At 65.5% G+C, this 23,831-nt stretch carries 23 protein-coding genes; 7 read left to right on the top strand and 16 right to left on the bottom strand.

Translation table 11 applies throughout. The features are described 5' to 3' along the window. Positions 1-12 precede the first annotated feature (12 nt). Positions 13-1,350 (top strand): chromate efflux transporter, encoded by a 1,338-nt coding sequence (gene chrA / locus FR728_RS18125; RefSeq protein WP_188318952.1) that lies wholly within the window; start codon positions 13-15, stop codon positions 1,348-1,350. Between the two features lie 14 nt (positions 1,351-1,364). Here the strand turns inward: chrA and FR728_RS18120 are convergent, their stop codons facing one another. The 8 genes from FR728_RS18120 to FR728_RS18085 all read right to left on the bottom strand — a co-directional run bounded on the left by FR728_RS18120 (position 1,365) and on the right by FR728_RS18085 (position 8,943). Next, the gene (locus tag FR728_RS18120) at positions 1,365-1,961 is read right to left on the bottom strand and encodes a MarR family winged helix-turn-helix transcriptional regulator (protein ID WP_149894177.1); all 597 of its coding nucleotides are present in this window, start codon (positions 1,959-1,961) and stop codon (positions 1,365-1,367) included. Positions 1,962-2,075: 114 nt separating this feature from the next. Further along, positions 2,076-2,663: an NAD(P)H-dependent oxidoreductase gene (locus FR728_RS18115; RefSeq protein WP_149894176.1), complete on the bottom strand. Its 588-nt coding sequence runs from the start codon at positions 2,661-2,663 to the stop codon at positions 2,076-2,078. Continuing rightward, positions 2,663-3,244: an NAD(P)H-dependent oxidoreductase gene (locus FR728_RS18110; protein WP_149894175.1), complete on the bottom strand. Its 582-nt coding sequence runs from the start codon at positions 3,242-3,244 to the stop codon at positions 2,663-2,665. Before FR728_RS18110 ends, FR728_RS18115 begins: the two co-directional genes overlap by 1 nt. Positions 3,245-3,347: 103 nt before the next feature. Continuing rightward, positions 3,348-4,754: an FAD-binding oxidoreductase gene (locus FR728_RS18105; RefSeq protein ID WP_149894174.1), complete on the bottom strand. Its 1,407-nt coding sequence runs from the start codon at positions 4,752-4,754 to the stop codon at positions 3,348-3,350. Further along, a complete protein-coding gene (locus tag FR728_RS18100) occupies positions 4,751-6,085 on the bottom strand; it encodes a cytosine deaminase (protein WP_149894173.1) in 1,335 nt (444 codons plus the stop codon). The genes FR728_RS18105 and FR728_RS18100 overlap by 4 nt, the downstream gene beginning before the upstream one ends. Before the next feature lie 3 nt (positions 6,086-6,088). Then, positions 6,089-6,973 (bottom strand): ABC transporter permease, encoded by an 885-nt coding sequence (locus FR728_RS18095; RefSeq protein WP_149894172.1) that lies wholly within the window; start codon positions 6,971-6,973, stop codon positions 6,089-6,091. Beyond that, positions 6,970-7,794 (bottom strand): ABC transporter ATP-binding protein, encoded by an 825-nt coding sequence (locus tag FR728_RS18090; protein WP_149894250.1) that lies wholly within the window; start codon positions 7,792-7,794, stop codon positions 6,970-6,972. Before FR728_RS18090 ends, FR728_RS18095 begins: the two co-directional genes overlap by 4 nt. 147 nt (positions 7,795-7,941) lie before the next feature. Beyond that, positions 7,942-8,943: an ABC transporter substrate-binding protein gene (locus FR728_RS18085; protein ID WP_244304744.1), complete on the bottom strand. Its 1,002-nt coding sequence runs from the start codon at positions 8,941-8,943 to the stop codon at positions 7,942-7,944. 410 nt (positions 8,944-9,353) lie between these two features. Between FR728_RS18085 and FR728_RS18080 the strand changes: the two genes are divergently transcribed. The 4 genes from FR728_RS18080 (at position 9,354) to FR728_RS18065 (ending at position 13,660) form a co-directional block, all read left to right on the top strand. Further along, on the top strand, positions 9,354-9,743 hold the full coding sequence (locus FR728_RS18080) for a RidA family protein (protein WP_149894171.1): 390 nt from the start codon (positions 9,354-9,356) through the stop codon (positions 9,741-9,743). 189 nt (positions 9,744-9,932) lie between these two features. Beyond that, positions 9,933-11,276, top strand: coding sequence for an 8-oxoguanine deaminase (locus FR728_RS18075; RefSeq protein WP_149894170.1), 1,344 nt, complete (start codon positions 9,933-9,935; stop codon positions 11,274-11,276). 115 nt (positions 11,277-11,391) lie between these two features. Continuing rightward, on the top strand, positions 11,392-12,393 hold the full coding sequence (locus FR728_RS18070; protein WP_149894169.1) for a zinc-binding metallopeptidase family protein: 1,002 nt from the start codon (positions 11,392-11,394) through the stop codon (positions 12,391-12,393). 79 nt (positions 12,394-12,472) lie between these two features. After that, positions 12,473-13,660 (top strand): YbfB/YjiJ family MFS transporter, encoded by a 1,188-nt coding sequence (locus FR728_RS18065; protein WP_188318951.1) that lies wholly within the window; start codon positions 12,473-12,475, stop codon positions 13,658-13,660. Here FR728_RS18065 and FR728_RS18060 read toward each other — a convergent pair. Next, positions 13,657-14,805 (bottom strand): MFS transporter, encoded by a 1,149-nt coding sequence (locus tag FR728_RS18060; RefSeq protein WP_149894167.1) that lies wholly within the window; start codon positions 14,803-14,805, stop codon positions 13,657-13,659. The genes FR728_RS18065 and FR728_RS18060 overlap by 4 nt on opposite strands. A 157-nt stretch (positions 14,806-14,962) precedes the next feature. Beyond that, on the bottom strand, positions 14,963-15,943 hold the full coding sequence (locus FR728_RS18055) for a putative metalloprotease CJM1_0395 family protein (protein WP_149894166.1): 981 nt from the start codon (positions 15,941-15,943) through the stop codon (positions 14,963-14,965). Positions 15,944-16,190: 247 nt separating this feature from the next. On the opposite strand from FR728_RS18055, the gene FR728_RS18050 reads away from it, so the two are divergent. Further along, the gene (locus tag FR728_RS18050) at positions 16,191-17,000 is read left to right on the top strand and encodes a creatininase family protein (protein WP_149894165.1); all 810 of its coding nucleotides are present in this window, start codon (positions 16,191-16,193) and stop codon (positions 16,998-17,000) included. 99 nt (positions 17,001-17,099) lie between these two features. On the opposite strand, the gene FR728_RS18045 is transcribed toward FR728_RS18050, so the two are convergent. From FR728_RS18045 to FR728_RS18025, 5 genes are all read right to left on the bottom strand, one after another. After that, positions 17,100-18,302, bottom strand: coding sequence for an FAD-dependent oxidoreductase (locus FR728_RS18045; RefSeq protein ID WP_149894164.1), 1,203 nt, complete (start codon positions 18,300-18,302; stop codon positions 17,100-17,102). After that, a complete protein-coding gene (locus FR728_RS18040) occupies positions 18,299-19,129 on the bottom strand; it encodes an ABC transporter permease (RefSeq protein ID WP_149894163.1) in 831 nt (276 codons plus the stop codon). Before FR728_RS18040 ends, FR728_RS18045 begins: the two co-directional genes overlap by 4 nt. Further along, positions 19,122-19,889 (bottom strand): ABC transporter ATP-binding protein, encoded by a 768-nt coding sequence (locus FR728_RS18035; protein WP_149894162.1) that lies wholly within the window; start codon positions 19,887-19,889, stop codon positions 19,122-19,124. Before FR728_RS18035 ends, FR728_RS18040 begins: the two co-directional genes overlap by 8 nt. Positions 19,890-19,954: 65 nt before the next feature. Further along, the gene (locus FR728_RS18030) at positions 19,955-20,971 is read right to left on the bottom strand and encodes an ABC transporter substrate-binding protein (protein WP_149894161.1); all 1,017 of its coding nucleotides are present in this window, start codon (positions 20,969-20,971) and stop codon (positions 19,955-19,957) included. Between the two features lie 27 nt (positions 20,972-20,998). After that, positions 20,999-21,673 carry a GntR family transcriptional regulator gene (locus FR728_RS18025; RefSeq protein WP_149894160.1) on the bottom strand — a complete coding sequence of 225 codons (675 nt, stop codon included), beginning with the start codon at positions 21,671-21,673 and terminating at the stop codon, positions 20,999-21,001. Positions 21,674-21,756: 83 nt separating this feature from the next. Between FR728_RS18025 and FR728_RS18020 the strand changes: the two genes are divergently transcribed. Beyond that, entirely contained in the window at positions 21,757-22,578 is an 822-nt protein-coding gene (locus FR728_RS18020; protein ID WP_149894159.1) for a shikimate dehydrogenase family protein, read from the top strand. 40 nt (positions 22,579-22,618) lie between these two features. On the opposite strand, the gene FR728_RS18015 is transcribed toward FR728_RS18020, so the two are convergent. After that, the gene (locus FR728_RS18015; RefSeq protein ID WP_208998914.1) at positions 22,619-23,362 is read right to left on the bottom strand and encodes an SDR family oxidoreductase; all 744 of its coding nucleotides are present in this window, start codon (positions 23,360-23,362) and stop codon (positions 22,619-22,621) included. Positions 23,363-23,831 lie beyond the last annotated feature (469 nt).

Genomic DNA, 23,831 nt, shown 5'->3' with positions numbered 1-23,831 from the left:
ACCGATCCCCTCATGTCAGATGACCAGAGCCCGCCCGGGTCTGCCCATGCCCTGCCCCGGACCGGCCTCACCGACCTCGCCCGCGCCGGGCTGAAGATCGGGCTCCTCTCCTTCGGCGGACCGGCAGGCCAGATCGCCCTCATGCACGAGGAATTCGTCACCCGGAGACGCTGGCTCGACAATGACCGGTTCCAGCACGCCCTCGGCTTCTGCATGCTCCTGCCGGGGCCGGAGGCCCAGCAACTCGCCACCTATTGCGGATGGCTGGTCGGCGGCTTGCGCGGAGGCCTGATCGCGGGAGGGCTCTTCATTCTGCCCGGCGCCCTGCTGATGGCAGCCGTCAGCTGCATCTATGTCCTGTTCGGTCAGGTGCCCGCCATCGAGGCCGTCTTCTATGGCCTCAAGGCCAGCATTCTGGCGATCGTCCTGCGCGCCCTCTGGAACCTGTCGCGCTCGGCCCTCGCCGGTCCCGGCCTCAAGGGGCTGGCCGGGGCGGCCTTTGTCGCCCTCTTCCTCTTCGGCGCGCCATTTCCGCTGGTGGTCATCGCGGCCGGTCTGATCGGATATCTGCTGAAGAGCCCTGATGCGTCCTCATCCTCTTCGGATCCTGTCGGGAGCACGGCCCCGCCCGTGCCGCACCCATGGCGCCGGATCCTGAGTGTGGGGCTCCTTGCCTGGGCGGCACCGATCGTGATCGCGCTTCTGATCCTCGGGCGCGACAATGTTCTCCTGGATATCAGCGCCGTCTTTTCCGGTTTGGCGCTGGTCAGCTTCGGCGGCGCCTATGCCCTGCTGAGTTACCTCGCGCAGTCTGCGGTCGACACGCTCGGTTGGCTGACCGCCGGACAGATGCTGGACGGGCTCGCGCTCGCCGAAACCACGCCGGGACCGCTGATCCTCGTCACCCAGTTTGTCGGCTTTCTCGCGGGCTGGAACAATCCCGCACCGCTCTCCCCCCTGGCAGGCGGCCTCATGGCGGCCCTTGTCACCACCTGGGTGACCTTCGCGCCGAGTTTTCTCTTCGTGCTGCTGGGGGCTCCCTTCATGGAGCGGCTGCGCGGCATGGCCGGGCCCCGGCGCATGCTGGCCGGCATTCGCGCCGCCGTGGCCGGCACAATCCTCAATCTGAGCCTGTGGTTCGCCCTGCACACCCTCTTCGCCACGATCGACGAGAGAGGCGTCGGGCCCGTGACAGTTCCCCTGCCGGATCCGGCAAGCCTGGATCCGGTGCTGGCAATGCTCACCCTGGCCGCGCTCGTGCTGGCCTTTGCCACACGCGCGGGGCTCTTCACCCTCATGGGACTGGGCTGCGTGGCCGGTCTTCTCACCCACGCTGCGGGTCTGGCCTGAGCGCTCTCGGCCGATCAGGCAGGCAGCAGATCCGCCTCGTCGCGCCGGGCGTCCTCGTCGGCCGCAGCAGCCCCCTCTGCGGGAGCTTCGCCCGCAACGTCACCAGCCGCATCACCGGAGACCGTCGTCACGGTCGAGGCCTCTTCGGCTTCCGCTTCGGCGTCGTCTTCGTCCGGATCCACCGAGAGGTTCAGGTTCTTCTCCACCTGACGCAGCAGCTTGCGCAGCTTCTTGCGGTCCTTGTCGTCCAGACCGGCCATCGCTTCCCGCTCCAGCCGCTTCCACGCCTTGTCCACGCCCTCGACCAGACCGCGCCCTTCATCGGTCAGATAGACTCGGGCGAGACGCCCGTCGCTGTCGGAGACCTGGCGGCGCAGATAGCCCTGCGCGGAGAGACGGGTGACCATCTTGGTCACGGTGGGCGGCTGCACCCCGAGGGCCAGAGCGAGCTGGCTCATGGTGCGGCCGTCGGTTTCCGCCAGCACTTTCAGGACAAGTTCCTGCCCCGGATGCAGACCGATCCGCATCAGGTGAGCTCCCGAGCGCGCCCGCATGGCCTTGGAGGCCTGGGTCAGCCGGAAAGTTGCGCTCTTCTTGTAGTTGAAAGCCATTGGTCACGTCCCGCGATTGCGTTGCACCATCGGTCAGCCGGACCGATTCTCTCGGCCGGACCTTAGGGACGTTATTTAACCGTCAAATGACAGTGACGGCCATCGTGGCACTTTCTAGAAGCTTTTCAGGCGCTGCCGAACCTTGGCCAGATAAGTTTCCCGGCTTTGGGGTGTCGAGCTGTCCATCTTGTAGTGAGCCATGTAGAGCGTCTTGCAGGCCGGATGGCACAGGGTGCGCATGCCGCGCAGCAGGGTCTTGCGCCCCGGTTCGCCGATCACCTTGGACAGCCACCACGAGGCGCCGCAGGTCGTCACCACCCCGAGCTTGCGGATGTGCTGCATCTTCGGCCGGGCACTCCGGGTTTCCGAGGGCATCTCGAACGTCACGTGCGGCACCCACACCCGGTCGAGCCAGCCCTTCAGCATGGCCGGCAACCCGTACCACCAGGTCGGATAGACGAAGATCAGGCTCTCGCACCACAGGATGTCCTCCACGTGGTCCTTCACCGGCTGCACGTTGTCGAACTCGTCGTGATAGCCCCGGCGCTCGGCGGCACTCATGACGGGCTGGAATGCCTCGCCATAGAGATCGCGCACCCGGATCGCATGGCCCGCGTCGCGCAGGGTCTCGAGCACCGTGTCACGCAGGCTGGCGTTGAAGCTTTCCTCGCAAGGATGGCAATAGACGACCAGTGTCTTCATCAGAAATCCGTCATGGCTTTGCCGACCCGGGCGAGGAAGGCGGCGCGCTGGCCCTCGGTGACCCGGTTCATGTCGTAGAGAGCGTGATAATGGACCGGTGCGGCGGGCTTGATGATGGCCCGCAGCACGCGCTTGGCGATCCGGCGCGGCGGATCGCCCATGAGCAGGGCCCGATAGCGGGCGCCGCCATAGGTGGTGACCACCGCCAGCTTGCGAATGTTGTGCAGGCTGGGGCGCACCTTGCCGTCGACCATCTTGAAGGACACGCCGGGCAGGAACACCCGATCGAAGAAGCCCTTGAGAATGGCGGGATGCCCGAAGTTCCACACCGGCGTGCAGATCACCAGCGCCTCGGCTGCCTGCACCCGGCGCACATAGTCCGCCACCGGCGTCTGGTTGGTCTCCAGATCGTGGTAGCCCAGACGCTCCTCGCGGGTCAGACGCGGATCGAAATCCTCCGCATAGAGATCGAGATCATCGACCTCATGGCCTGCGGCGGTCAGGCAGCTCACGACCTCCCGGTGCAGGGCCGCATTAAAACTCGTTTCCACCGGATGGGCATAGAGAACCAGAACACGCATCACGGTCTCCTTTCAAACGCGGCTCTGCGGACATGCGGAAGGGACGGCCCGCTCGATTTCTCGAGCCGGGCGGCCTTCAGGTCCCTCGAACCGGGTCGGATGATCAGTCCCGGTGCAGGCCCGGGAACAGGAACAGCTTGTTGGAAGAGAAGTCGAAATCCGGGTTCTCCCAGGCAATCATCTTGCCCGGATTGAGAAGACCCTTGGGATCCGCTTCCCGCTTGAACGCCAGCTGCACCGCGTCGGTCTGCTTCATTCCGCCCTCTTCCAGCGTGTAGCGGTGAGGGTTGAAGATCGGGCAGCCATTGTCCTCGTGCAGGCGGATGATCTCGTTCAGCCGTTCCTCGGTGGTGTAGCGCACGATCGGAAGGCCGAAGCACGTGATCTTGCCGTCGAAGCGCACGAATTCCAGATGCCCCGGCACCTCGTCGCCGAGAAGCTCGGTCATACGCCGCACGCCCTCGATCTGGGTCGGGAAGGGATAGAGCACCTGCAGATAGGTGATCGACGGATCGACCCTCAGACCACGCAGGGTCGTGTGGTTCCAGGCAAGCTCATAGGCCGGCGGCAGGCTCTTGAGATCGGCTTCGGAGGCCATGTCCGAGCGGTAGAGCATCTCGGCGGCCTTGAAGCGGCGGGTGAAGGCGGCGAAGGCATCCATGGCGAAGGGTGCAACCATGCACACGACCACCGACTGGTCCTTGCGGATGAACTTCTGGTGCCGCAGGAAATAGTCGTGCGGCAGGGGGGCGGCGATCGGCGCGATCTCCTTCACCAGCAGACCGTCCTGATTGCCCAGCGCATCGCCGAAGACGGCCGCATCCATGAAGTCGTCGAAGCCGACCAGCACATCAACCCAGTCATAGGCTGCCGTCAGCGGCATCTCCACCTCGGTGATGATGCCGTTGGTGCCATAGGCATGCATGACCTTGTGCAGGTCCTCGCCGGTCATTTCCAGGACCTTCGGCTCGGCTTCCATGGTCAGAACCCGAAGCCGGATCACGTTGCCCAGGTCGCGCAGGCCACCCCAGTTGATGGAACCGACGCCACCGGAACCGCCGGCGATGAAGCCGCCGATGGTCGCCGTGCGCGCGGTGGAGGGATGCAGCCGCAGCTCCTGCCCCGAATGGGCCCGCGTCGCCTCGTCGATCTTGGAGACGATGGCACCGGCTTCCGCCACCACGACACCCGGACGGATTTCCTTGACCCGGTCCATGGCGGTCATGGAAAGCACGACGCCCCCCGCCAGCGGCATGGCCTGGCCATAATTGCCCGTGCCCGTGCCGCGGGTGGTCACCGGAATGTCGTGGGCATAGCAGGCCTTGAGCACCTGGATGAGCTCGGCTTCCGACTTCGGCGTGACGACCAGATCGCCGGTCACATGATCAAGCTGGCCTTTCAGCACCGGCGAATACCAGAAGAAGTCGCGGCTCTTCTGCTTCACGATCTGCGGATTGTCCTCGATCTGGAGACCGTCCAGATCCTTCTTCAATGCCTCGAGCGCACTCATGCTGCAGCTCCACTTCCTGTCATGAGAGGGTCCAGCTCCCGGTAATCGGGCAAGGTCTGGGAAATGCTGTGGCCCTTGCGCAGGACCGTGCGGGCCGCACGTGGCCGTGCCAGCAGCTCGCCCCAGTTGCGCAGGGAAAAGAGAAGGAGATCGGCCGGTCCACCGACCGTCAGACGCCCTGCGTTCAGCCCCATCATGGAGGCCGGCTGCGTCGTCACGGAGGTGATCCAGTCGCCGACCGGATGGTCGAGCTGAAGAATGCGGGTGGCCTGGATGTAGACCTCCAGCACGTCGAGATCGCCATAGGCATAGAAGGGATCCCGCGTGTTGTCGGAGGCCACGGCGACGGGCACGCCCCGCGCCTTCAGCTCGTGCAGCAGCGTGACGCCCCGCCAGCGCGGCGTGCGGCCGGCTTCCCGGTCCTGCAGATACATGTTGCACATGGGCAGGGACACGACGCCGATGCCCGCCTGCGCCACCAGATCCATGGTCCGGTCCGCCTCGTCCGCGCCCTGCCGGGCCAGAGAGCAGCAATGACCGCAGGTCACCTTGCCGGAGAACCCGTTGCGCAGCACGGCCCGGGCAATCGCCTCGAAGGACCGGGCTTCCGGATCCTTGGTCTCGTCCACGTGGAAGTCGAGATCGAGACCCCGCTCCATGGCCGCCCGCACGATGAGGTCAAGCAGACCATCCAGCCCGGGCACCATGTAAGTGACCGCCCCGAGCACACCCCCGGCAGCCGCGACCCGGTCGGCGATGCTGTCCACGAAGCCCGGATCTTCCACCAGCCGGTCGACCCCGAAGAGACAGGAGCCCTGCAGCACGATCCGGTCGGCCCAGTCGGCCCGGATCTCTTCGAAGACCGGCCAGGAGATCTCGTCCTGGGGCGGCAGGCTGTCGATATGGGTCCGGATATGGCTGGTGCCGTGGGCATAAGCGCAGCGCAGGGCAAAATCCATGCGCGCCCGCACGTCCCCGGCGGTCCAGGAGGCGATCCGGTCCGCTCCCACCGCGCCCAGCGCGCCGCCGAAGGTGCCATCCGGATTGGGACGCCGGGGCAGGATATGCCCCTTGTCCAGATGCGTATGCACATCAACAAGGGTCGGCAGGATCATGCCGCCGTCCAGATCATGCACGGGCAGATCCATCGCACTCAGGCCCGAACCGGCGGAAGCAAGAGCGGCGATCCGCCCGTCCCGCACAAGCAGGTCCACCCGACCGAGCGCATCGGCTGCGATGCCGAGCGCGGCACCATCGACGAGACAGCCCGGTACCGTGCCGTTGAGAAGAAGCAGGTCGCCGTGTGCGGCCTGGGCCAGGACGCCTTGCATGGCTCAGTTCTCCCGCTTCAGCGCGCTCTCGTGCCACTTGCGCAGGAGCAGATGGGACACGACGCTGGTCATGGCAAAGATGATGACACCCGTCACCGACAGCAGGATCAGGGCCGCGAAGAGGCGCGGAATGTTCAGACGGAACTGGCTCTCCAGCAGACGGTAGGCGAGGCCCGACTGGGCCCCGGCCGACCCTGCCGCGAACTCGGCGACGACCGCCGCGATGAGCGCCAGCCCACCCGCAATGCGCAGACCGGCCAGGAAATACGGCAGGGCGCTCGGCAGCTTCAGATGGATGAGCGTCTGCCAGCGGTTCGCGCCATACATCTCGAAGAGGTTGAGCAGGTTGTGATCCGTCGACTTCAGCCCCTGCGTGGTGTTGGACAGCACCGGGAAGAAGGCCACGAGCCAGGCGCAGATGAGAAGCGCTGACTGGGTCGTCGGCGCATAGATCAGGATCAGCGGCGCGATGGCCACGATCGGCGTCACCTGCAGGATGACCGCATAGGGATAGAGCGCCAGCTCCACCCAGCGCGACTGGGACATGAGAATGGCAAGCCCGACGCCCCCGACAAGCGCCATGCCCAACGCCGTGAAGGTGATCTTCAGGGTGATCAGCAGGGCGGCAGACAGGGTGCCCCAGTCCTTGATGAGGGATTCCGCCACCCGCCAGGGGCTTGGCAGAATGTAATGGGGCACCTCATAGGCCTTCACATACCAGGCCCAGAGAGCCACCAGCGCGGCCAGCATGACGGTGGGAATGAGGATCTTGACGATCTGCTCGGTGCGGCTGTCCCGGGCCACGAAGACGGGCGCCGGTTCGTCGAGCTCCGCCGGCGCATGAGCGCTCTCGGCGGAAGCGGCCGTTGCGGGTGTCACGGTGCTCATAGGTGATCATTCGCCCCCATGGCAGAATGCAGGGCCAGAGAGGCATCCTTGCAATAATCGTTGTAGATCGAGGAGGTGCGGAAATCCTCGTCGCGCGGATAGGGCGCGTCGACCGCCATGTCATTGACCACCCGTCCCGGACGGGCCGCCATGACCACGATGCGATTGGACAGGTAGACGCTCTCGAAGACCGAATGGGTCACGAAGATCACCGTCCAGCCGAACTTCTCCCACAGGTGCAGCAGGTCGTTGTTGAGCTTGAAGCGAGTGATCTCGTCCAGGGCGGCGAAGGGCTCATCCATCAGCAGCAGCTTTGGCCGGGTCACCAGAGCCCGGGCGATGGAGACGCGCATCTTCATGCCGCCAGACAGCTCGCGCGGATAGGCCTCGGCGAATTTCTCCAGCCCCACCATCTCCAGCGCCTCGAGCACCCGATCCCGCGCCGCCTGCTTCGAGATGCCCTTGAGACGCAGGGGCAGCCAGACGTTGTTGAACACGGTCGCCCAGGGCATCAGCGTCGGCTCCTGGAAGACGAAGCTGATTTCCGGCAGCGCCTTGCCGCTGGCATCATGGTTCGAGGTCGGCCACTCGATGGTGCCGCTGCTCGGGTCGCCGAGGCCTGCGATGATGCGCAGCACCGTGGACTTGCCGCAGCCGGAGGGACCGAGCAGGCTGATGAACTCGCCCTGGCGGATATCCATGCTCATGTTCTGCAGGGCGGTCGTGCCGTTGGAGAACACCTTGGAAATGCCACGCAGAGACACCAGCGGCCGGGACGCGGACGCATGGGCATCGGAGGAAACGGCTTGCGCCGGATCAATGGTCACGAGAAAGGCTCCGTTTTAGGCCAGGAAGCCGGCCGGATGCAGGTCCGGTCCGCACGCAAGGATGGAGAGCCCGGCGGCGCAAGAGCCGCCGGACATCCATGCTAGCAGAACGGGACGTTCAGGACAGGAAGGACTGGCAGATCAGCCCTTGATGCCCATGCCCACACCCTTGCACACGAACTCGGTCGTGTAGATGGTGGAGATGTCGATGCCTTCCTTGACGACGCCGGCCTTCACCATGGCGTCGTAGAAGCCCTTCTGGTGCTCGTCGGTCATGCAGCCGATGCCCTTTTCCAGCGCATCGCCGGAATCCACCAGACCGAAGGACTTCATGGTCTCCACGGAGAAGGCGATCTGACCGTCGGTCATCTCCGGGTTGTCCTTCTTGATCAGCTCGTTGGCGGCAGCGTTGTCGCCATAGAGGTAGTTGTACCAGCCCTCGATGGTGGCATCGACGAAGCGCTGGGTCAGGTCCTTGTTGGCTTCGACGAAGTCCTTGCGCCCCTCGATAAGGGTCGAATAGGTCTCGAAGCCGGCATCGGCGAGAAGGAAGAGCTTCGGCTCGATACCGCCTTCTTCCTTGATCGCATAGGGCTCGGACGTGATGTAGCCCTGCTGTGCAGACTGCTTGTCGGCAAGGAACGGACCCGGGTTGAAGGTATAGGGCTTGTACTGCTCGTCCTTGAAGCCTTCATAGGCCGACTTCATCCACTGGAAGTAGGAGGCAAAGCCGTCCTTGCCCATGAAGAGCGTCGGCAGCTTGGCCAGGTCTTCGAAGGTTTCGACGCCCGCATCCGGATGAGCGATCAGGACCTGCGGGTCCTTCTGAAAGATGGCGGCGACTTCAATCACCGGAATGTCTTCGGCCAGGGCGTTCAGCGGCTGCAGCATGTTGCCGGCCATGTAGAAATCGATCTTGCCAGCCAGAAGGAGCGCGCGGTTGGCGGCCTGCGGGCCACCCTGCACGATCTCGACTTCGAGGCCGTATTTTTCGTAGGTGCCGTCGGCGACAGCCTGGTAGTAGCCGCCGTGCTCGGCCTGAGCCAGCCAGTTGGTGCCGAACTTAACCTTGTCCAGCGCATGGGCGCTGGTGGTGGTCATCAGAGCTGCGGCCAGAAGTCCGAAAGTCATGGAAGCGCGCATATTGTCCAACCTCTCCTGTCATTCGCGACCGTGCACGCACCCCGCAGACATCGCTGCAGGAAACACCGCACGCGCCGGTCTTGTGCTCTGCCGCTGTGCCTCCACAGGCCCTGGGAGCGGATCAGGCAATCACGCCCAGAGTGTTTTGCAAACCCCGTGCCAAGACGAAAAGAACACAACCGCCTTGCAACCAAATGATTGCGAACGCCACGTCAATCCGGCCTGACGGTCGACGCCGCATGAACCAAGGCACGGCGGGAGCAAGATCGCCAGCCGCGCAGTTCAGCGTCATGCCTAAAAATTACGCATGACGCTTCGACAAACTGGCGCAAGCTTGCGCAGCCGCCTGCTTGTCCGCCCCAGTCGATCCGCGCTACCCAATGGTCACCCAATCTCTGTGGTGAGTTCCCATGACGAAAGCTCTCCTGCCCGAGACGATCCGCGCCCCCTTCGCCCGTTACAGCCACGGGATGGAAGTGCCCGCCGGTCATCGCCTCGTCTTCACCTCTGGCCAGCTCGGCATTGCCGCCGACGAGACCATCCCCGAAGGGGTCGAGGCCCAGGCCCGGATCTGCTTCCGCAACATCGGCGAGATCCTCGCGGCGGCCGGAATGGAATTTTCCGACCTGGTGCGCATCAACGCCTATGTCACCGGCCGCGAACACATGGCCGGCTACATGAAGGTGCGTGACGAGTTCACCGGCGCGCCGCCCCCCGCCTCCACCCTGATGATCGTTTCCGGCTTCACCCGCGAGGAATTCGTCGTCGAGGTCGAGGTCATCGCGGCGCGCGCGCCCTGACCCACCGCCCTTCAGGCAACTTTCTCCTCTTGCCGCGCCGGTCACGCGCGGCCACAGTGCTCCTGCCCGGCCCCTCGCCTTTCTGGCACGGCCGGGCCCGTCTCGCTTCTATCCCTGCATGGAACTCGGGTGGCCGATTGCATCGCGCCGCTATCTAAGCCGGCAGGTCCACAACAAGGACCCGTTCGCATGCGTCTCTGGATCAAAGACCCCATCGCCGTTCTCGCCGAAGGGGCGGAACGGGGCATCGTCGTCGAGGACGGCATCATCGTGGAGCTGGTCGGCTCCGGGCGCGAGCCCCTCCTGCCCGTCGACCAGACATGGGATGCCTCGCGGCACGTGATCATTCCCGGACTGATCAACACCCACCACCACTTTTTCCAGACGCTCACCCGCGCCCATCCGCAGGCGATCAACAAGGAACTCTTCCCCTGGCTTCAGGCGCTCTATCCCATCTGGGCGCGCAACGTGACGCCGGAGACCTTCCGTCTCGGCTCCCGTCTGGCCATGACCGAGCTGATGATGTCCGGCTGCACCACCGCCTCCGACCATCACTATCTCTTCCCCCTCGGGCTCGAGGATGCCATGGACATCCAGGCCGAGGAGGCCGCGCGCGTCGGCCTGCGCATGACCCTGAACCGGGGCTCCATGAACCTGAGCCAGAAGGACGGCGGCCTGCCGCCCGACACCGTGGTGCAGGACGAGGACACGATCCTGGCCGACTGCGAGCGGGTGCTCGGCAAGTATCACGACACGTCGAAGGGCTCGAAGCTGCAGGTGGCGCTGGCCCCTTGCGCCCCCTTCACCGTGACCAAGCGGCTGATGCGCGAGACCGTCGCCCTTGCCGACCGCTTTGACTGCCGCCTCCACACCCATCTGGGCGAAACCCTCGACGAGGACGACTACTGCCTCGAGAAGTTCAACTGCCGTCCGGTCGATTATCTCGAGGATTGCGGCTGGCTGAACGAACGGGTGTGGCTCGCTCACGGCATCCATTTCAACGACGACGAGGTCCGTCGCCTCGGCCATGCCTGCGTCGGCGTCTGTCACTGCCCGACCTCCAACATGGTGCTCGCCTCCGGCCAGTGCCGCACCAAGGAGCTGGAGGCCGCAGGCTCCCCTGTCGGGCTCGGGGTGGACGGCTCGGCCTCCAACGACAACTCCAACCTGATCGAAGGGGTCCGTCACGCGCTGATGATCAACCGCCTCACTTATGATGCGGCCAGCGTAACCCATTTCGACGCCTTCCGCTGGGCCACCGAAGGCTCTGCCCGCTGCCTCGGCCGCTCGGACATCGGCGCGATCCGCGTCGGCATGATGGCCGACATGGCCTTCTTCACCCTGGACGAATTGCGCTTCTCCGGCGCGGGCGACCCGATCGCCGCGCTGGTGCTCTGCGGCGCCCATTCGGCCGACCGGGTGATGATCGGTGGTGACTGGACCGTCGAGGACGGAATGCCGGTCGGCGTCGATGTGGGCCGCCTGCGCCACGAGCACGGCCAGGCCGCCCGCCGCTTCCTGGAAAGCCTCTAGAAGACACACCAGAGGATCAGCGGCGACCGGAGCCCCCGTCCGCCGCTCCACCCAGACGGAACCCGCCGCACGGCTGCAGGTTTGCGTCCCGAGACGTCCCACCGGGAGACCCGAGATGCAGATCTTTTCCTGCCCCGCCTGCGGCGGCACCCTTTATTTCGAGAACACGCGCTGCGCCTGCGGACAGGCTGTGACCTTCGATCCCGACAGTCAGCAGATGATCACCGGCGCAGCCCCTTGCGCCAATCACAAGACCATCGCCTGCAACTGGCCGGCCGAGCAGGACGGCCTGTGCCGCTCCTGCGCCATGACCCGCACGGTCCCCGATCTGGCGACCGCCGAGAACACCGAGCTCTGGGCGACCACGGAAGCCGCCAAGCGCTGGATGCTGGCGAACCTCGCCCGCTGGGGATGGTTCACCCGCGCCGATCCGGGACCGCGCCCGACGTTTGAAATGCTGTCCGAACAGACGCGCCAAGGTGAGGCGCAGGTCGTCATGGGCCACGCGGAAGGGCTCATCACCATCAACGTGACGGAGGCGAGCGAGGCAACCCGGGCCGAGCGCCGCGAGACCCTGGGGGAGCTTTACCGCACCATGCTCGGTCACATGCGGCACGAGATGGCCCATTTCCTTCACAAGCGCCTGATGCAGGAGGGCGCCTTCGCCGCGGCCTTCCGGCAATCCTTCGGCGACGAGCGCGCGGATTATGCCGCCGCCCTGGAGCAGCATTACGCAAATCCCCGACCGGCGGACGACAGCCACATCACCTCCTACGCCACGTCTCACCCCCATGAAGACTGGGCGGAAACCACGGCCCATCTGCTGCACCTCACCGATCTTCTCGACAGTGTGGCCGCCACCGGACTGGCCCTGCCCGAGGGCCCGCCTGCAGGCTATGACGCCTATGCGGAGAGCGATGCGGACCATCTGCTGACCCTCGCCATTCACATCAGCCTTGCGCTGAACCACGTGAACCGGGCAATGGATCTGCCGGATGTCTATCCCTTCATCCTCGCGCCCGGTGTGCGGGAGAAGCTCGGTTTCGTGCACCACTGGCTGCGCCGGGGCGACCCAGCGCGGACGGACGACCAGACCCCGGCCGGCGCCGCCTCCTGAGGCGGATCCGCAACGCGCACAACCGTTTCGCCTTTTTGTCCATAGCGGCGCGAAGGGCGCTGCTGATAGGGTTTTGCCCATGACCCAGTCGTCCCTTCCGCCCGCCCGGGCGCTGGTGATCAGAACCTATGCGGGCGGCATCGCCACCCAGCTTCTGACCATCGGCATTGCGCGCTTCGCCTACACCCCCATGCTCACCGTGATGCAGGATCAGGGTGTCCTCGACGCGCGGCTCAGCGGCCTTCTCGGCGCCCTGATCTATGTGGGCTATCTGCTGGGGGCGATGATCCTGTCGGTCCTGAAGAACGGTGCCCTGCGGCTCGCCCTCTTCCGCTGCGGACTGCTGCTCGCCGTGGCCGGAACCTTCGGCATGGGCCTGACCGACAGTCCCTGGCTCTGGGGCCTTTCCCGCTTTGCCGCAGGGTTTGCGGGCGCGGCCGGCATGCTGCTCGCCGCCGAATTCATCCTCATCTGGCTGACCCGTCACAAGCTGCGCCCGGATCTCGGACCGCATTATGTCGGGCTCGGCATCGGCATCTGCCTGTCCGGCGTGGTGGCCCTGCTGCTCGGCCACACCATGGCGTGGGAACGGCAGTGGCTCATTCTCGGCGCGCTCGCCGTGCTGCTTTTGCCGCTTGCCTGGATCCTGACGCCCGCGCCCGACGGCGAGGCCCGTCGCGTGGCCGGACAGACCAACAGCGGCCACGTGCCCGCGACCCGCACCTGGTTCTGGCTTTTTGCCGCCGGTTATTTCACCGCAGGATGGGGCTATGCAGTGGGCGCGACCTTCAGCGTCGACATTCTCAAGGGGCTGATCGGCTCGAATGACGCGGCCGTGATCATCTGGATCCTGCTCGGGCTGTCCACCTCGTTCGGCGCGATCTTCGGCTCGGTCGCCGCCCGCCGCTTCGGGCTGCAGAAGGTGCTTCTGCTCTGCCAGATCGGCCAGACCCTCGCGTTGCTGGGCTATGCGCTGCCGGCAGGCCCCGTTCTGCCCTTCCTCTCGGCCCTGCTTTTCGGCGCCAGCTTCATGGCGGTCGTATCCCTGTCGCTCATGCTGACCGGACTGAAGATGCCGCAGAACCCCGGCGCCGGCATGGCCCGCATGACCCTGCTCTATGGCATCGGCCAGATCCTCGGACCTGCCGTGACCGGCTGGCTGGTGGAAACCAGTGGCGTCTACCAGCTCTCCCTCGGTCTTGCGGTCGGCCTCATGGTCGCAGGTCTCGGCCTGACGGCAGCCGCCAATCGCATCGAGACCCGCTAGGCCTTCGGCGCAATCCGGAAGTGCTTCGCGAAGGCGATGATGATCAGCGATGTGCAGGCCACGAAGGCAAACGCCATGCGCAGGGACCAATGCTCTCCGATGAAGCCCAGAAGCGGCGGACCGAAGAGAAACGCTCCGTAGCCGAGCGTCACCACACTGGCAATCGCCGCCCCGGTCGACATGGTCGGCTCCGCCGCCGCCCGCGAGATGGCCAGGGGGAACATGGGCGCGTTGCCGATGCCGAGGATGGCCACGCCGATCCAGACGACGCTCAGGTGGGGTGCCCAGACGACGAGAATGGCCCCGACCAGCGTGGCAATGCCACAGACCCGGGCGATGCGCGCCGGCCCGAACCGCGCCGTCAGCCGGTCGCCAGAGAACCGCATCACCACCATCGCCGCCGAATAGACCGCAAAGGTCATCGCCGCGAGCGACTCGCTGTAGCCCAGCTCCTGGATCTGGTAGAGCGCCGCCCAGTCTGTGACCGCGCCCTCGCCAAGCCCGCCCGCAAGGCACATCAGCCCGACGAAGATCAGCACCCCCTTGGGGAAGGCGAAGATCGGCGGCCGCGACCCGGCTGCCTGGGAGCGGGTGGAAGCCCAGGGGGTCATCAGCGCATAGGTGACGGGAAGCACCAGCAGGCCGGCCCAGATCAGATAATGCTCGACCACGGAGAGGCCGAGCGACAGCGCGATGCTGCCCGCTCCGGCGCCCACCATGGCCCCGAGGCTGTAGAGCCCGTGATAGGACGACATGACCGGCTTGCCGAGCGCCTTCTCGACCTCCGCACCCCAGGCATTCATCGCCACATCGAGCGACCCGATCACCATGCCGAGAATATAGAGAAGCACGACGAAGACCGGTGCATAAACCGCCCCGAACGGCAGGGACAGAAAGGCCAGCAGCAGGGCCACCGCATAACAGCGGGCAATGGTCACGGCGCCGAAGCGGTCCACCAGATAGCCGGCCAGCGGGAAGCCGCTCAACGCGCCGAAGGCGACCGCCAGCAGCATCAGCCCCAGAGGCCCTTCCTCAACGCCGAGAATGACCTTGAAGTCCGGGATGCGCGAGGCCCATGCGCCGATATCGGTGCCGAAGACAAAGAAGACGGCGCCCACGGCGCGCTTTGCACGGAGGTTGGACATGAAACCAGTCTGGAGGTTGGGCCCGCAACGTCTCGTGCCTGAGGCTTGAAACGGACACCCGAACGGGTGGGAGCATGTGATCACGACGTGCGGCCGACACTAGAGCGTTCGCCTGCACCGGGCAAGGACGGCAATCCATTCCGGTGACAGCCTCGGCTCAGGCGACAAGCCCGAAGGTGCTGGTCTCTGCGCTGGAAGAGGGGCCGCGATAGGCGGCAAAGGCCTGTTCGCGCAAACCGGCATCGCTGCGGGCACCCTCCGCCCCATTCCGCTCGCCGTCACCGGACCGGGTCGCGCCCTCGCCACCGCCGGATGCCGATGCACTCGGGGCTGCCTCTCCGTCCTCGTCGTCTCCGCTCAGCTCGGCCGCCTGTTCCTGCCTGGCCTGCGCCTGCGCCTCCGACAGGGCCGCGCGGGCCTGCTGCGCCACCTTCAGATCCTGCGAGGACGGCTCCGCAGGGGCCGTGGCCGCTCGGATGACGATCTGCATCTTGCGGATGGTCGCTTCCGGCGTACGCTCGGACGAGGTGTCGATGGCCACTTCGCCGCCGATCGCGTAGCGCTTGCCATCCGGCCCCTGCTGATAGGTGTAGCTCGGCGCCCCGGCATAGTTTCCGCCGACACGGGCATGCGCCTGTTCATGCGCGCGCACCTCCCGGTCCCGGGCCGCCAGCTCGCGCACCTGCTTCTCTTCTTCCTGGCTCAGGCCATCGCCGCTGGTGTCGCCTTCGTCTTCGCCACTCGCCTCGCTGGCGCCGGCCTGCTGTCCGCCAGCGTTGGCAGGAGCATCAACAGGCCGGGTCTTGCCCGGATCGGCTTCCCCCTCGCCGCCAGCCGCGGACTGAGACGTCGCTTGCGGAGAGGTTTCTGAAGTCTGTTCGCCCGTATCCTGCTGAAGGGCCAGAACTGCATCGAGCCGCAGGGCCGTGAGGCTGCGCGTGGTCCCGGCCGCGCGGGGCGCAACGGAGGCTTCTCCCTCGCGGCGTTCTTCTGCCCGGCTTTCACCCCGCTCGCCACGCTCCTCGCCGCTCCGACCGGTGACCGCGCGCACCGTATCGACCCGCGTTTCGCCCTGAAATGGGGCGACCGGGACGAAGAGGCTCGCAGCAGCCGAAGAGGCGGACAGAGTGCCGATCATGCCCTGATCGTGCCGAAACTCCCCTAGCGGCAAGTTAACGCGGCTTAAGACATCCGATCAGAAATGCGTGAGCATGGCTGCGGCAGGCGTGCAGACGGACCGGGCTCGCCATGAAGTCGTGCAGGTTGCCGACATTTTAAGCCTGACGCCGACCGCGCCGATGGGTATGGTCTGACCAGATCCTGCCCCGCCGCGGGCCCTTCCCCCGCTGCGCAGGCTTCAGGTTTTCATATCCCAAGAGGTTGAAATGACTGCACTTCCCCGGCGCTTCTGGCACGAGATGACCACCCTCGACTTCCAGGCCCCGAATGTCGCCGACTGGATCGCCGTTCTGCCCGTGGCCGCCATCGAGCAGCATGGACCGCATCTGCCGGTCTACACCGACACGGCCATTGCCAACGGCCAGGTCAACCGGGTGCTTGAGCTTCTGCCCGACGATCTGCCGGTCACCTTCCTGCCGACCCAGGCCATCGGCAAGTCCAACGAGCACATCTCCTCGCCCGGCACCCTGACCCTCTCCTGGGACACCCTGACCCAGGCCTGGATCGAGATCGGCGAAAGCGTGCGCCGCGCCGGCATCCGCAAGCTGGTGCTCATCAACTCCCACGGCGGCAACGTGCCGATCATCGACATCGTCGCCCGCGAGCTTCGCGTGAAGCACGAGATGCTGGTCACCGCCACGGCCTGGGCCCGTTTCGGCCAGCCGGAAAACCTCTTCCCGGCGGACGAATTCACCTATGGCATCCATGGTGGCGACGTGGAAACCTCCATCATGCTCCACCTTCACCCGGAGCTGGTCCGCATGGAGCTGGCCGAGGACTTTACCTCCGCCCAGCAGGACTTCATGAAGGAGTTCAAGTATCTGCGCGGTCATGGCGCCCAGCAGTTCGGCTGGAAGGCGCAGGATCTGGGCAAGAAGGGCGCTCTCGGCAACGCCGCCAACGCCTCCGCCGACAAGGGCAAGCTCTCACTAGACCATGCCGCAACCGGCTTCATCGACCTGCTGAAGGACGTTCACGCCTTTGACCTGAACCGTCTCTGGACCCCGGAACGTTAAGCGCCGCGAGACACCGCAACAGCGCCCCGAAACGACAAGACCCCGGCCGCGCGAGCGACCGGGGTTTTTTGATGCAAGGCTGCCGTCTGGCGTTTCCGCCTAGCAGGTGGCCGCGTGACGCCCTGCGGCCTCACCGGTGGCAAAGGCCGTGCCCATGACCCGGATCGAGGCATAGGCGGCGCTGTCTGCCCCGATGACCCGGCCGGCATAGCACAGGTTCTCGAGCCCCTTGGCGCGCAGGCAGTCGAGCGGAATATCCGCGTAACCTGCCCCTCCGATGGGCTTGTAGACCGGCTTGCCCGGCACCGAGTGATCCTCGATGGGCCAGGCGGCCCGGGCCACCCCGTCCGGCCGCTGCCGCCCGGTGAGGAGATCCTCTCCGGTCAGTTCGTAACGCGCGGGCGGATGCCGGCTCTCGCGGATGCCGATCTGCGGTCCGGTCTGGGCCAGATAGGCATGCTCAAAACCCGGCACGTGCTTGCGCAGCACCTGCACATAGTCGTGAGCCGCCGCGCGGGCCGCCTGCTCCGCCTCGGTGAAGCTGCGCGAACTCAGATCCTTCAGCGGATGATCGAACATCATCCACCACATCTCGCCGGTGAGCGGCACCTCCGTGAAGATGCCGCCATCGGGGCGCGCCGTCGGCCAGTCGCCCGTCTTGTTGTAGCTCTCGAAGGCCGCGATGATCGCGGCCCGGTCGATGGGCACAGTCGGGTTGCGCCCGCCGACCCGGATCGGTGCGGAAATCGCCTGAAGATGGCCATTCTCGTCGCCCGTGCGGCAGGCAAGCCCGGTCAGAAGCGCCAGATTGGCATCCCCCGTCGCATCCACGAAGGCCTCCGCCGCGATGCGCCGCCGGCCGTCCATGCCGGCCAGCGTCACGGATTCCAGCCGGTCCGCCGTTCGGGTGACGGCCGCGACCCGCGTGTGCAGCAGCACGTCGACCCCGTGGGCGGCCAGCACCCGGTCGAGCGCCAGCTTCACCGCTTCCGGTTCCAGCAGGATGATCCAGTTGGCCGTGGTCGGCGATTTGAACGGATCGCAGTTCAGGCCCAGACCGCGCAGCTCGTCGAGCACCAGATCGGCCACACCGCCGACGGCCTTGATCGGCTCCGGCCCCTGCTGGAAGAACCCGCAATAGGCCAGCACGTTGGAACTGGTCGCCGCCCCGCCGAGAAATCCGTATTTCTCCACGAGCAGGGTCTTGGCCCCGGCGCGTGCCGCGCCAAGGGCTGCCCCCACGCCGGCGGCCCCGCCGCCGGCAACGATCACGTCATAATCGGCTTCCGGCTTGCGGCTCATGTGCGCCACCCCAGCAGATGCCGTTCAATCATGCCGATCACCGCGCTGAGGATCACGCCCAGCAGTGACAGGATCAGCACCCCGGCAAAGAGACGCTCCAGATCATAGAGCGACCCGGCTTCCAGAATGTAGGCGCCGATGCCGTACTGGGCACCGAGCATTTCTGCCGCCACCAGAAGAATGATGGCAATGGCCAGGCTGATGCGCAGGCCGGAGAGGATGCCCGGCATGGCGCCCGGCAGCACGATCTTGCGCACGATGGACATCCACGACAGGCCGAAGCTCTGCCCCATGCGGATGAGCGACCGATCCACGTTGTCGACCGCCCCATAGGTGGCGACCACCGTGGGGGTGAAGGTGCCGAAGGCGATCAGCGCGTATTTCGACCCCTCGTCGATCCCGAACCAGATGACGAAGAGCGGCAGAAGCGCAATCTTCGGGATGGGGAACAGGGCCGCGATCAGCGGCACGAGGCCCGCCCGCACATAGGAAAACAGCCCGATCGCCACACCCACGCTGATGCCGACGAGCGCCCCGAGAGTGGCCCCGACCGCCAGTCGCGACAGGGACAGGCCGAGATGCTTGAACAGCATGCCGCTGGAATAGAGATCGATCAGGGTGGCCATCACGTCGGACGGCTTTGGCAGGGTCAGCGCCGAGATGAAGCCCGTGCGCGTGCCCCATTCGACCCCTGCAATCAGCAGGACGAAGAGCACCGGCGCGACCCAGCGTCGGCCACGCGGCTGGAACCCGCCACCGCGGAAGCGAACTTCGCGGCCGGATCCCTCGGGAGCAGCCGAACGGGCGGTGAGAGAAACCTCAGACATCGATCAGCTCCTCGTCGGCGGCTCGGGCCTCCTCGCGCATCAGGTCCCAGAGGTGCTTCTGGGTGCGCTCCAGATCCGGATCCGCATAGCCACGCTCGCTCAGGGGGCGGCCGATCTCGACCACTTCGCGGATCGTGCCGGGCCGGCGGGACAGAACCACCACCCGGTGCCCCAGCCGCACGGCCTCGTTCAGATTGTGGGTCACATAGACGGCCGTGAAGGGCGTCCGGGTCCACAGCGACACCAGATCATCCATCAGCAACTCGCGGGTCTGGCTGTCCAGCGCGGAGAGCGGCTCGTCCATCAGCATCACCGCCGGCGAAACCGCAAGCGCACGGGCAATGGCCACCCGCTGCTTCATGCCGCCGGAAAGCTGCTTGGGCAGCGCCCTGGCGAAATCCGTCAGCTTGGTGCGTGCCAGCACGTCGGCAATGATCGCCTCGGCCCGCGCGCCGCGAATGCCATGATCTTCCAGAACCAGCGAGATGTTTCCCCGCACCGTGCGCCAGGGCAGAAGCGCGAAATCCTGGAACACATAGGTGAGCGGATTGAGACAGCCGTCGGGAACGTCGCCGATCTGCAGCACCCGGCCGGCTAGAGGCCGTTCCAGCCCGCCCGCGAAGCGCAGCAGGGTGGATTTGCCACACCCGGAGGGGCCGACAAGACAGACGATCTTGCCGGAGGGAATGTCGAGCGTGATGTCACGCAGGACTTCCGTGTCGCCATAGCGGTGGCTGATGGCTTCTAGTCGGATATCCATGAGGATCCCTGATCATTTCAGAAAAAGGGCGGCGACATCCCGGGATGCCGCCGCGCGTGTCAGGCTCAGCCGCCGATGATCTCGACAAAGCTCGGATCGACGAGGGTGTCGATCGCGATGCTGCTGTCCACCAGACCTTCCGACTGGAACCAGGCAAGCTGATCCTTCACGGAGGTCATGTTCAGGGCCGCATTGGCATTGAGGCGCATGGAGCCGTTGATGATGGACTTGGAGGCCTTTTCCAGCGGCACGTCCGTGTAGACGTACTTGTGAATGAGATCGACCATCTCGGCGACTGCCGCCTCGTCCTTCTTTCCGTCCACCATGGTGTCGTTGTAATCGGCCGCCCCGGTGGAGAAGGCATTGAGGAAGGCTTCGACCCGGCCCTTGTCATCGCTGGCATTCGAGGAGGACGTGAAGACCGTCGTCACCTGATAGTCCGGCAGATAGTCGGCCACCTTACCGATGATGTGCACGGCACCGGAGGCCGCCAGCGGCTTGGCGATATGCGGCACGATGGACCAGGCGTCGATCTGCCCGGACTTGAGCGCGCCGATCACCGCACCGACCTTCTGCAGCGGCACGAACTGGGGCGTCACCCCTTCGGCTGCGGCGATCTTCGATCCCATGTAGTGGAACGAGGAACCGGCCGTGGTCATGCCGAAGCGCTTGTCGGCCAGGCCTGCGGGGGTCGTCAGGCCGGCCTGGAAGGCCGCATCGGACGCGAGGATCTGCTGGCCGTCGATGCCCTTTTCCTCCGAAAGCGCACCGCCGATCACCTTCACGGCACCCTTCTGCGCCAGCGAGATCAGGCCGCCGGAAATGGCGGTCACGCCGAAGTCCACGTCCCGGCTGGCTATGGCAACGGCCATGGGCTGGGCCGCTTCGAAGAACTTCAGCTCCACATCCAGACCGGCCTTCTCGAAATAGCCCCGCTCCAGCGCAATGAAGCTGGCCGCATGGCTGGTCAGGCTCATGGTCCCGACAACGGTCTTGCGGTTCTGCGCGATGGCGGGCATGGCGAGGCCGAGCGCGGCGGCGCCCCCCAGCAGGCCCAGGGTATGGCGGCGAGTGATATTCATGGTCTTTCCTCCCTAAGGATTGGCGGTCTATCGGCGGATCCGTCCGAGATCCGACCTGACCGTCTCTTCGTGCAGCTCCAGTGCCAGAGCCGTGTCTTTTGCGAGAATGGCGTCGCAAAGCGCCTTGTGCCGCGCATCCCGCGCGGCAAAATCGATCTGTCCCTCGCGCAGCTGCGCCAGACGGAACCGGCGCGACTGATTGAACAGCTTGCCCGCAAGATCCATGAGACGCGGCGACCGGCTGCCCTGCACGAGCGTCAGCGAAGTCACGCGGCAGACCTCGTCCCATTCCAGCGCATCCGCATCGTCAAGGCTGCCCTGCACCACCTTGTCCGCGTGACGCTGGGCGTGGAAGGCCGCCATCACCGCGCCCTCCCAGGCAACGGTGGCCTCGGCCATCGACCGGGACAGGCCCAGCCGCTCGATCTCCAGCCGCAGGAAGAGAATGTCGTCGAGATCCTGCTCCGTGGCCGACATGACCCGGAAGCCCCGCTGACTGGTCGCCTCGACCAGCCCCTCGGCCGCCAGAACCCGCAAGGTCTCGCGCATGGAATGGTTGGACCCGCCGTAGCGCTGGCGCAGCGCCTCGATCTTCAGCTTCTGATCAGGGTGGAGATGGCCGAAGGCAATATCCCGACGAAGGGCAGCCGCAAGCATCGCGACCACCGTGTCGTCATCCGAGGGGCGCTTGCCGAACAGCATGATCTCTCCCAAATCCAAAAAAGTTGGATATTTTTCGGATCGTTTTATAAACCTGTCAAGGTCATCGAGAGAGGAACCGGGACATGAACACCACGCCGAGCGGCACAATGGATCGACCGATCACCGGGGCAACCCGTGTCTTCCCGATCATCGGGCACCCGGTGTCGGGGGTCTTCTCCCCTCCCGCCTTCAACGACTTCTTTCTCCGGAACCGGATCGATGCGGTGATGATCGGCCTCGACATCACCCCTGCCGCCCTGCCTGCCTTCTGGGATCTGCTGCGAGGCAGCGCCAACATGGTCGGCTGTTCGATCACCTATCCCCACAAGCAGGCAGCCTTCGAGGCGGTCGACAGCATGACCGGTCGTGCCCGACGTCTTGGCGCGCTCAACACGGTGCGTCGCGAGGAGACCGGCAAGCTGGTGGGAGATGCGACGGACGGAATGGCCATGGTCCGCGCGATGGAAGCCAGAGGCGTGCAGATTGCCGGTCGTACGGCGCATGTCTCCGGGGCCGGCGGAGGCGCCGGATTGGCCATTGTCGACGCGCTCGCCGAAGCCGGGATCGCAGCTCTTAGCCTGACGGAGATCGCCCTGGATCGGCTGTCGGCGGTTCGGGCCCTTGTGGCGGATCACTGGCCAGAGGTCGAGGTGCTGGCGTCGCCGCAGCCCTGCGAGATCCTCGTCAACGCCACGACACTCGGCAAGTCACCGGCGGACCCCATGCCCTTCGAGGAGTCGGACCTCTCGAAGGCACAGGCCTTCTGTGACGTGATCACCCTCGACCAGGACACCGCCTTCTTGGCACGCGGCCGCATCCTTGGCGCGTCCCTGGTCTCCGGCAACGACATGGGCGCGCACCAGCTTCAGGCGCAGCTGAGCCACGTGGGGCTGGTCACAGCGTAGCGGCACAGGACGCGTCGTCCGTGACCGAGCAGGACGTCCCTCACCAGGGGATGGTTCGCCCCATATGATCTAAGAAGCCGCCGGTCTGGTCCGGTTGCAATCCGTCAATCACGCTCAGCAGACGGGTCGCGGCCTCGTCCGGCGTCTGCACATCAAGCCCCGTCTTCTGAAAGCCGCCGGACAGGCCCGTATCGACGGTTCCGGGATGCAGAGCGGCCAGAACCAGCTGCGGGTGCGTGCGTTTCAACTCGATGGAGGCGGTCCGGACGATCTGGTTCAGCGCCGCCTTGGAGGCGCGGTAGGCATACCAGCCGCCCAAAGCATTGTCCGAGATGCTTCCGACCCTCGCGGACAGATGGACCATCACCGCCCTGGCCCGGCGCCGAAGCAGCGGGGTCAGATGCTTGATCAGCAGCGCCGGACCGATGGCATTGATCCGGAAGAGCGCGTCGAAGTAGGCCGGCTCCAGATCCTTCAGGCGCTTCTCGGGCCCATGGACTGTCGTCCCGGCGCCCGAGCGAGAAGCTCTGCTCACCTCCAGCGCGCCGCAGGCGTTGATCACGAGGGACAGAGCACGCCCGTCAAGGGCCTGCTCCAGAGACTTCGCGAAGGCCGCAATGCTTTCCTCCCTTTCCAGATCAAGACCAGGAAAGGGATCGGACCCGAGGCCCTGCGCACCATTGCGGGAGACCCCGATCACGGCGCCGGTGCCGAGCCGGTCCTCCAGCGCGGCAAACAACGCCGCCCCGATACCCCCACTTGCCCCGATAACCACTGCCACCATGATGCGCTCCTTTGGTCTCTCTACGGCAGCGCGCATGTGAAGGATCAATGATCGGTGCCGTTCCGTGATCCTTCGCCCGGCGATTTCAGTGCATGGGGCCGAGGACCTTCGTTCCCCCCCTGCGAACGAGGTCCTTCAAACGCAAAACCCGCCACTGGGGCGGGGTGTTTTTCTGAGGCTGGGTTTCTGGGCTTCTCATTTCGTGTCCCAGAAACGCAAAATCCCCGCGTTTCGGCGAGGCTTGTGATTTTGTTTGCGGGAGCAGGATTTGAACCGTTCGGGCGGCCATTGATCCGCCGGATCAATGTCTATTCGCCCTCACCCTTCAGGTTTTGAGCCTGACGAGGTGAGGCTGGACGAGCGGAAGGTCCGGTGGACCTTTCGCCAGCCGAACGGGCTGCCTTCACCAAGGCTAAACGCAAGACAGCCCCGCTTTTGGCGAGGCTGATGGTATTCTTCTATATGGATT

The sequence above is a fragment of the Roseibium aestuarii genome, assembly GCF_008477545.1.
GTDB lineage: Bacteria > Pseudomonadota > Alphaproteobacteria > Rhizobiales > Stappiaceae > Roseibium > Roseibium aestuarii.
Note: the sequence above shows the minus strand (reverse complement) of the source record. Positions and strands in the feature narration are given on the sequence as shown.

Bases quoted from the DNA above. Each gene is read 5' to 3' on its own strand.
- FR728_RS18025 (WP_149894160.1), bottom strand. From the start codon at position 21,673: ATGCTGTTCGGCAAGCGCCCCTCGGATGACGACACGGTGGTCGCGATG.
- FR728_RS18015 (WP_208998914.1), bottom strand. From the start codon at position 23,362: ATGGTGGCAGTGGTTATCGGGGCAAGTGGGGGTATCGGGGCGGCGTTG.
- FR728_RS18065 (WP_188318951.1), top strand. From the start codon at position 12,473: ATGACCCAGTCGTCCCTTCCGCCCGCCCGGGCGCTGGTGATCAGAACC.
- FR728_RS18080 (WP_149894171.1), top strand. From the start codon at position 9,354: ATGACGAAAGCTCTCCTGCCCGAGACGATCCGCGCCCCCTTCGCCCGT.
- FR728_RS18110 (WP_149894175.1), bottom strand. From the start codon at position 3,244: ATGCGTGTTCTGGTTCTCTATGCCCATCCGGTGGAAACGAGTTTTAAT.
- FR728_RS18040 (WP_149894163.1), bottom strand. From the start codon at position 19,129: ATGTCTGAGGTTTCTCTCACCGCCCGTTCGGCTGCTCCCGAGGGATCC.
- FR728_RS18075 (WP_149894170.1), top strand. From the start codon at position 9,933: ATGCGTCTCTGGATCAAAGACCCCATCGCCGTTCTCGCCGAAGGGGCG.
- FR728_RS18060 (WP_149894167.1), bottom strand. From the start codon at position 14,805: ATGTCCAACCTCCGTGCAAAGCGCGCCGTGGGCGCCGTCTTCTTTGTC.
- FR728_RS18100 (WP_149894173.1), bottom strand. From the start codon at position 6,085: ATGCAAGGCGTCCTGGCCCAGGCCGCACACGGCGACCTGCTTCTTCTC.
- FR728_RS18105 (WP_149894174.1), bottom strand. From the start codon at position 4,754: ATGAGTGCGCTCGAGGCATTGAAGAAGGATCTGGACGGTCTCCAGATC.
- FR728_RS18070 (WP_149894169.1), top strand. From the start codon at position 11,392: ATGCAGATCTTTTCCTGCCCCGCCTGCGGCGGCACCCTTTATTTCGAG.
- FR728_RS18030 (WP_149894161.1), bottom strand. From the start codon at position 20,971: ATGAATATCACTCGCCGCCATACCCTGGGCCTGCTGGGGGGCGCCGCC.
- FR728_RS18085 (WP_244304744.1), bottom strand. From the start codon at position 8,943: ATGCGCGCTTCCATGACTTTCGGACTTCTGGCCGCAGCTCTGATGACC.
- FR728_RS18115 (WP_149894176.1), bottom strand. From the start codon at position 2,663: ATGAAGACACTGGTCGTCTATTGCCATCCTTGCGAGGAAAGCTTCAAC.
- chrA (WP_188318952.1), top strand. From the start codon at position 13: ATGTCAGATGACCAGAGCCCGCCCGGGTCTGCCCATGCCCTGCCCCGG.
- FR728_RS18020 (WP_149894159.1), top strand. From the start codon at position 21,757: ATGAACACCACGCCGAGCGGCACAATGGATCGACCGATCACCGGGGCA.
- FR728_RS18035 (WP_149894162.1), bottom strand. From the start codon at position 19,889: ATGGATATCCGACTAGAAGCCATCAGCCACCGCTATGGCGACACGGAA.
- FR728_RS18050 (WP_149894165.1), top strand. From the start codon at position 16,191: ATGACTGCACTTCCCCGGCGCTTCTGGCACGAGATGACCACCCTCGAC.
- FR728_RS18120 (WP_149894177.1), bottom strand. From the start codon at position 1,961: ATGGCTTTCAACTACAAGAAGAGCGCAACTTTCCGGCTGACCCAGGCC.
- FR728_RS18055 (WP_149894166.1), bottom strand. From the start codon at position 15,943: ATGATCGGCACTCTGTCCGCCTCTTCGGCTGCTGCGAGCCTCTTCGTC.
- FR728_RS18045 (WP_149894164.1), bottom strand. From the start codon at position 18,302: ATGAGCCGCAAGCCGGAAGCCGATTATGACGTGATCGTTGCCGGCGGC.
- FR728_RS18095 (WP_149894172.1), bottom strand. From the start codon at position 6,973: ATGAGCACCGTGACACCCGCAACGGCCGCTTCCGCCGAGAGCGCTCAT.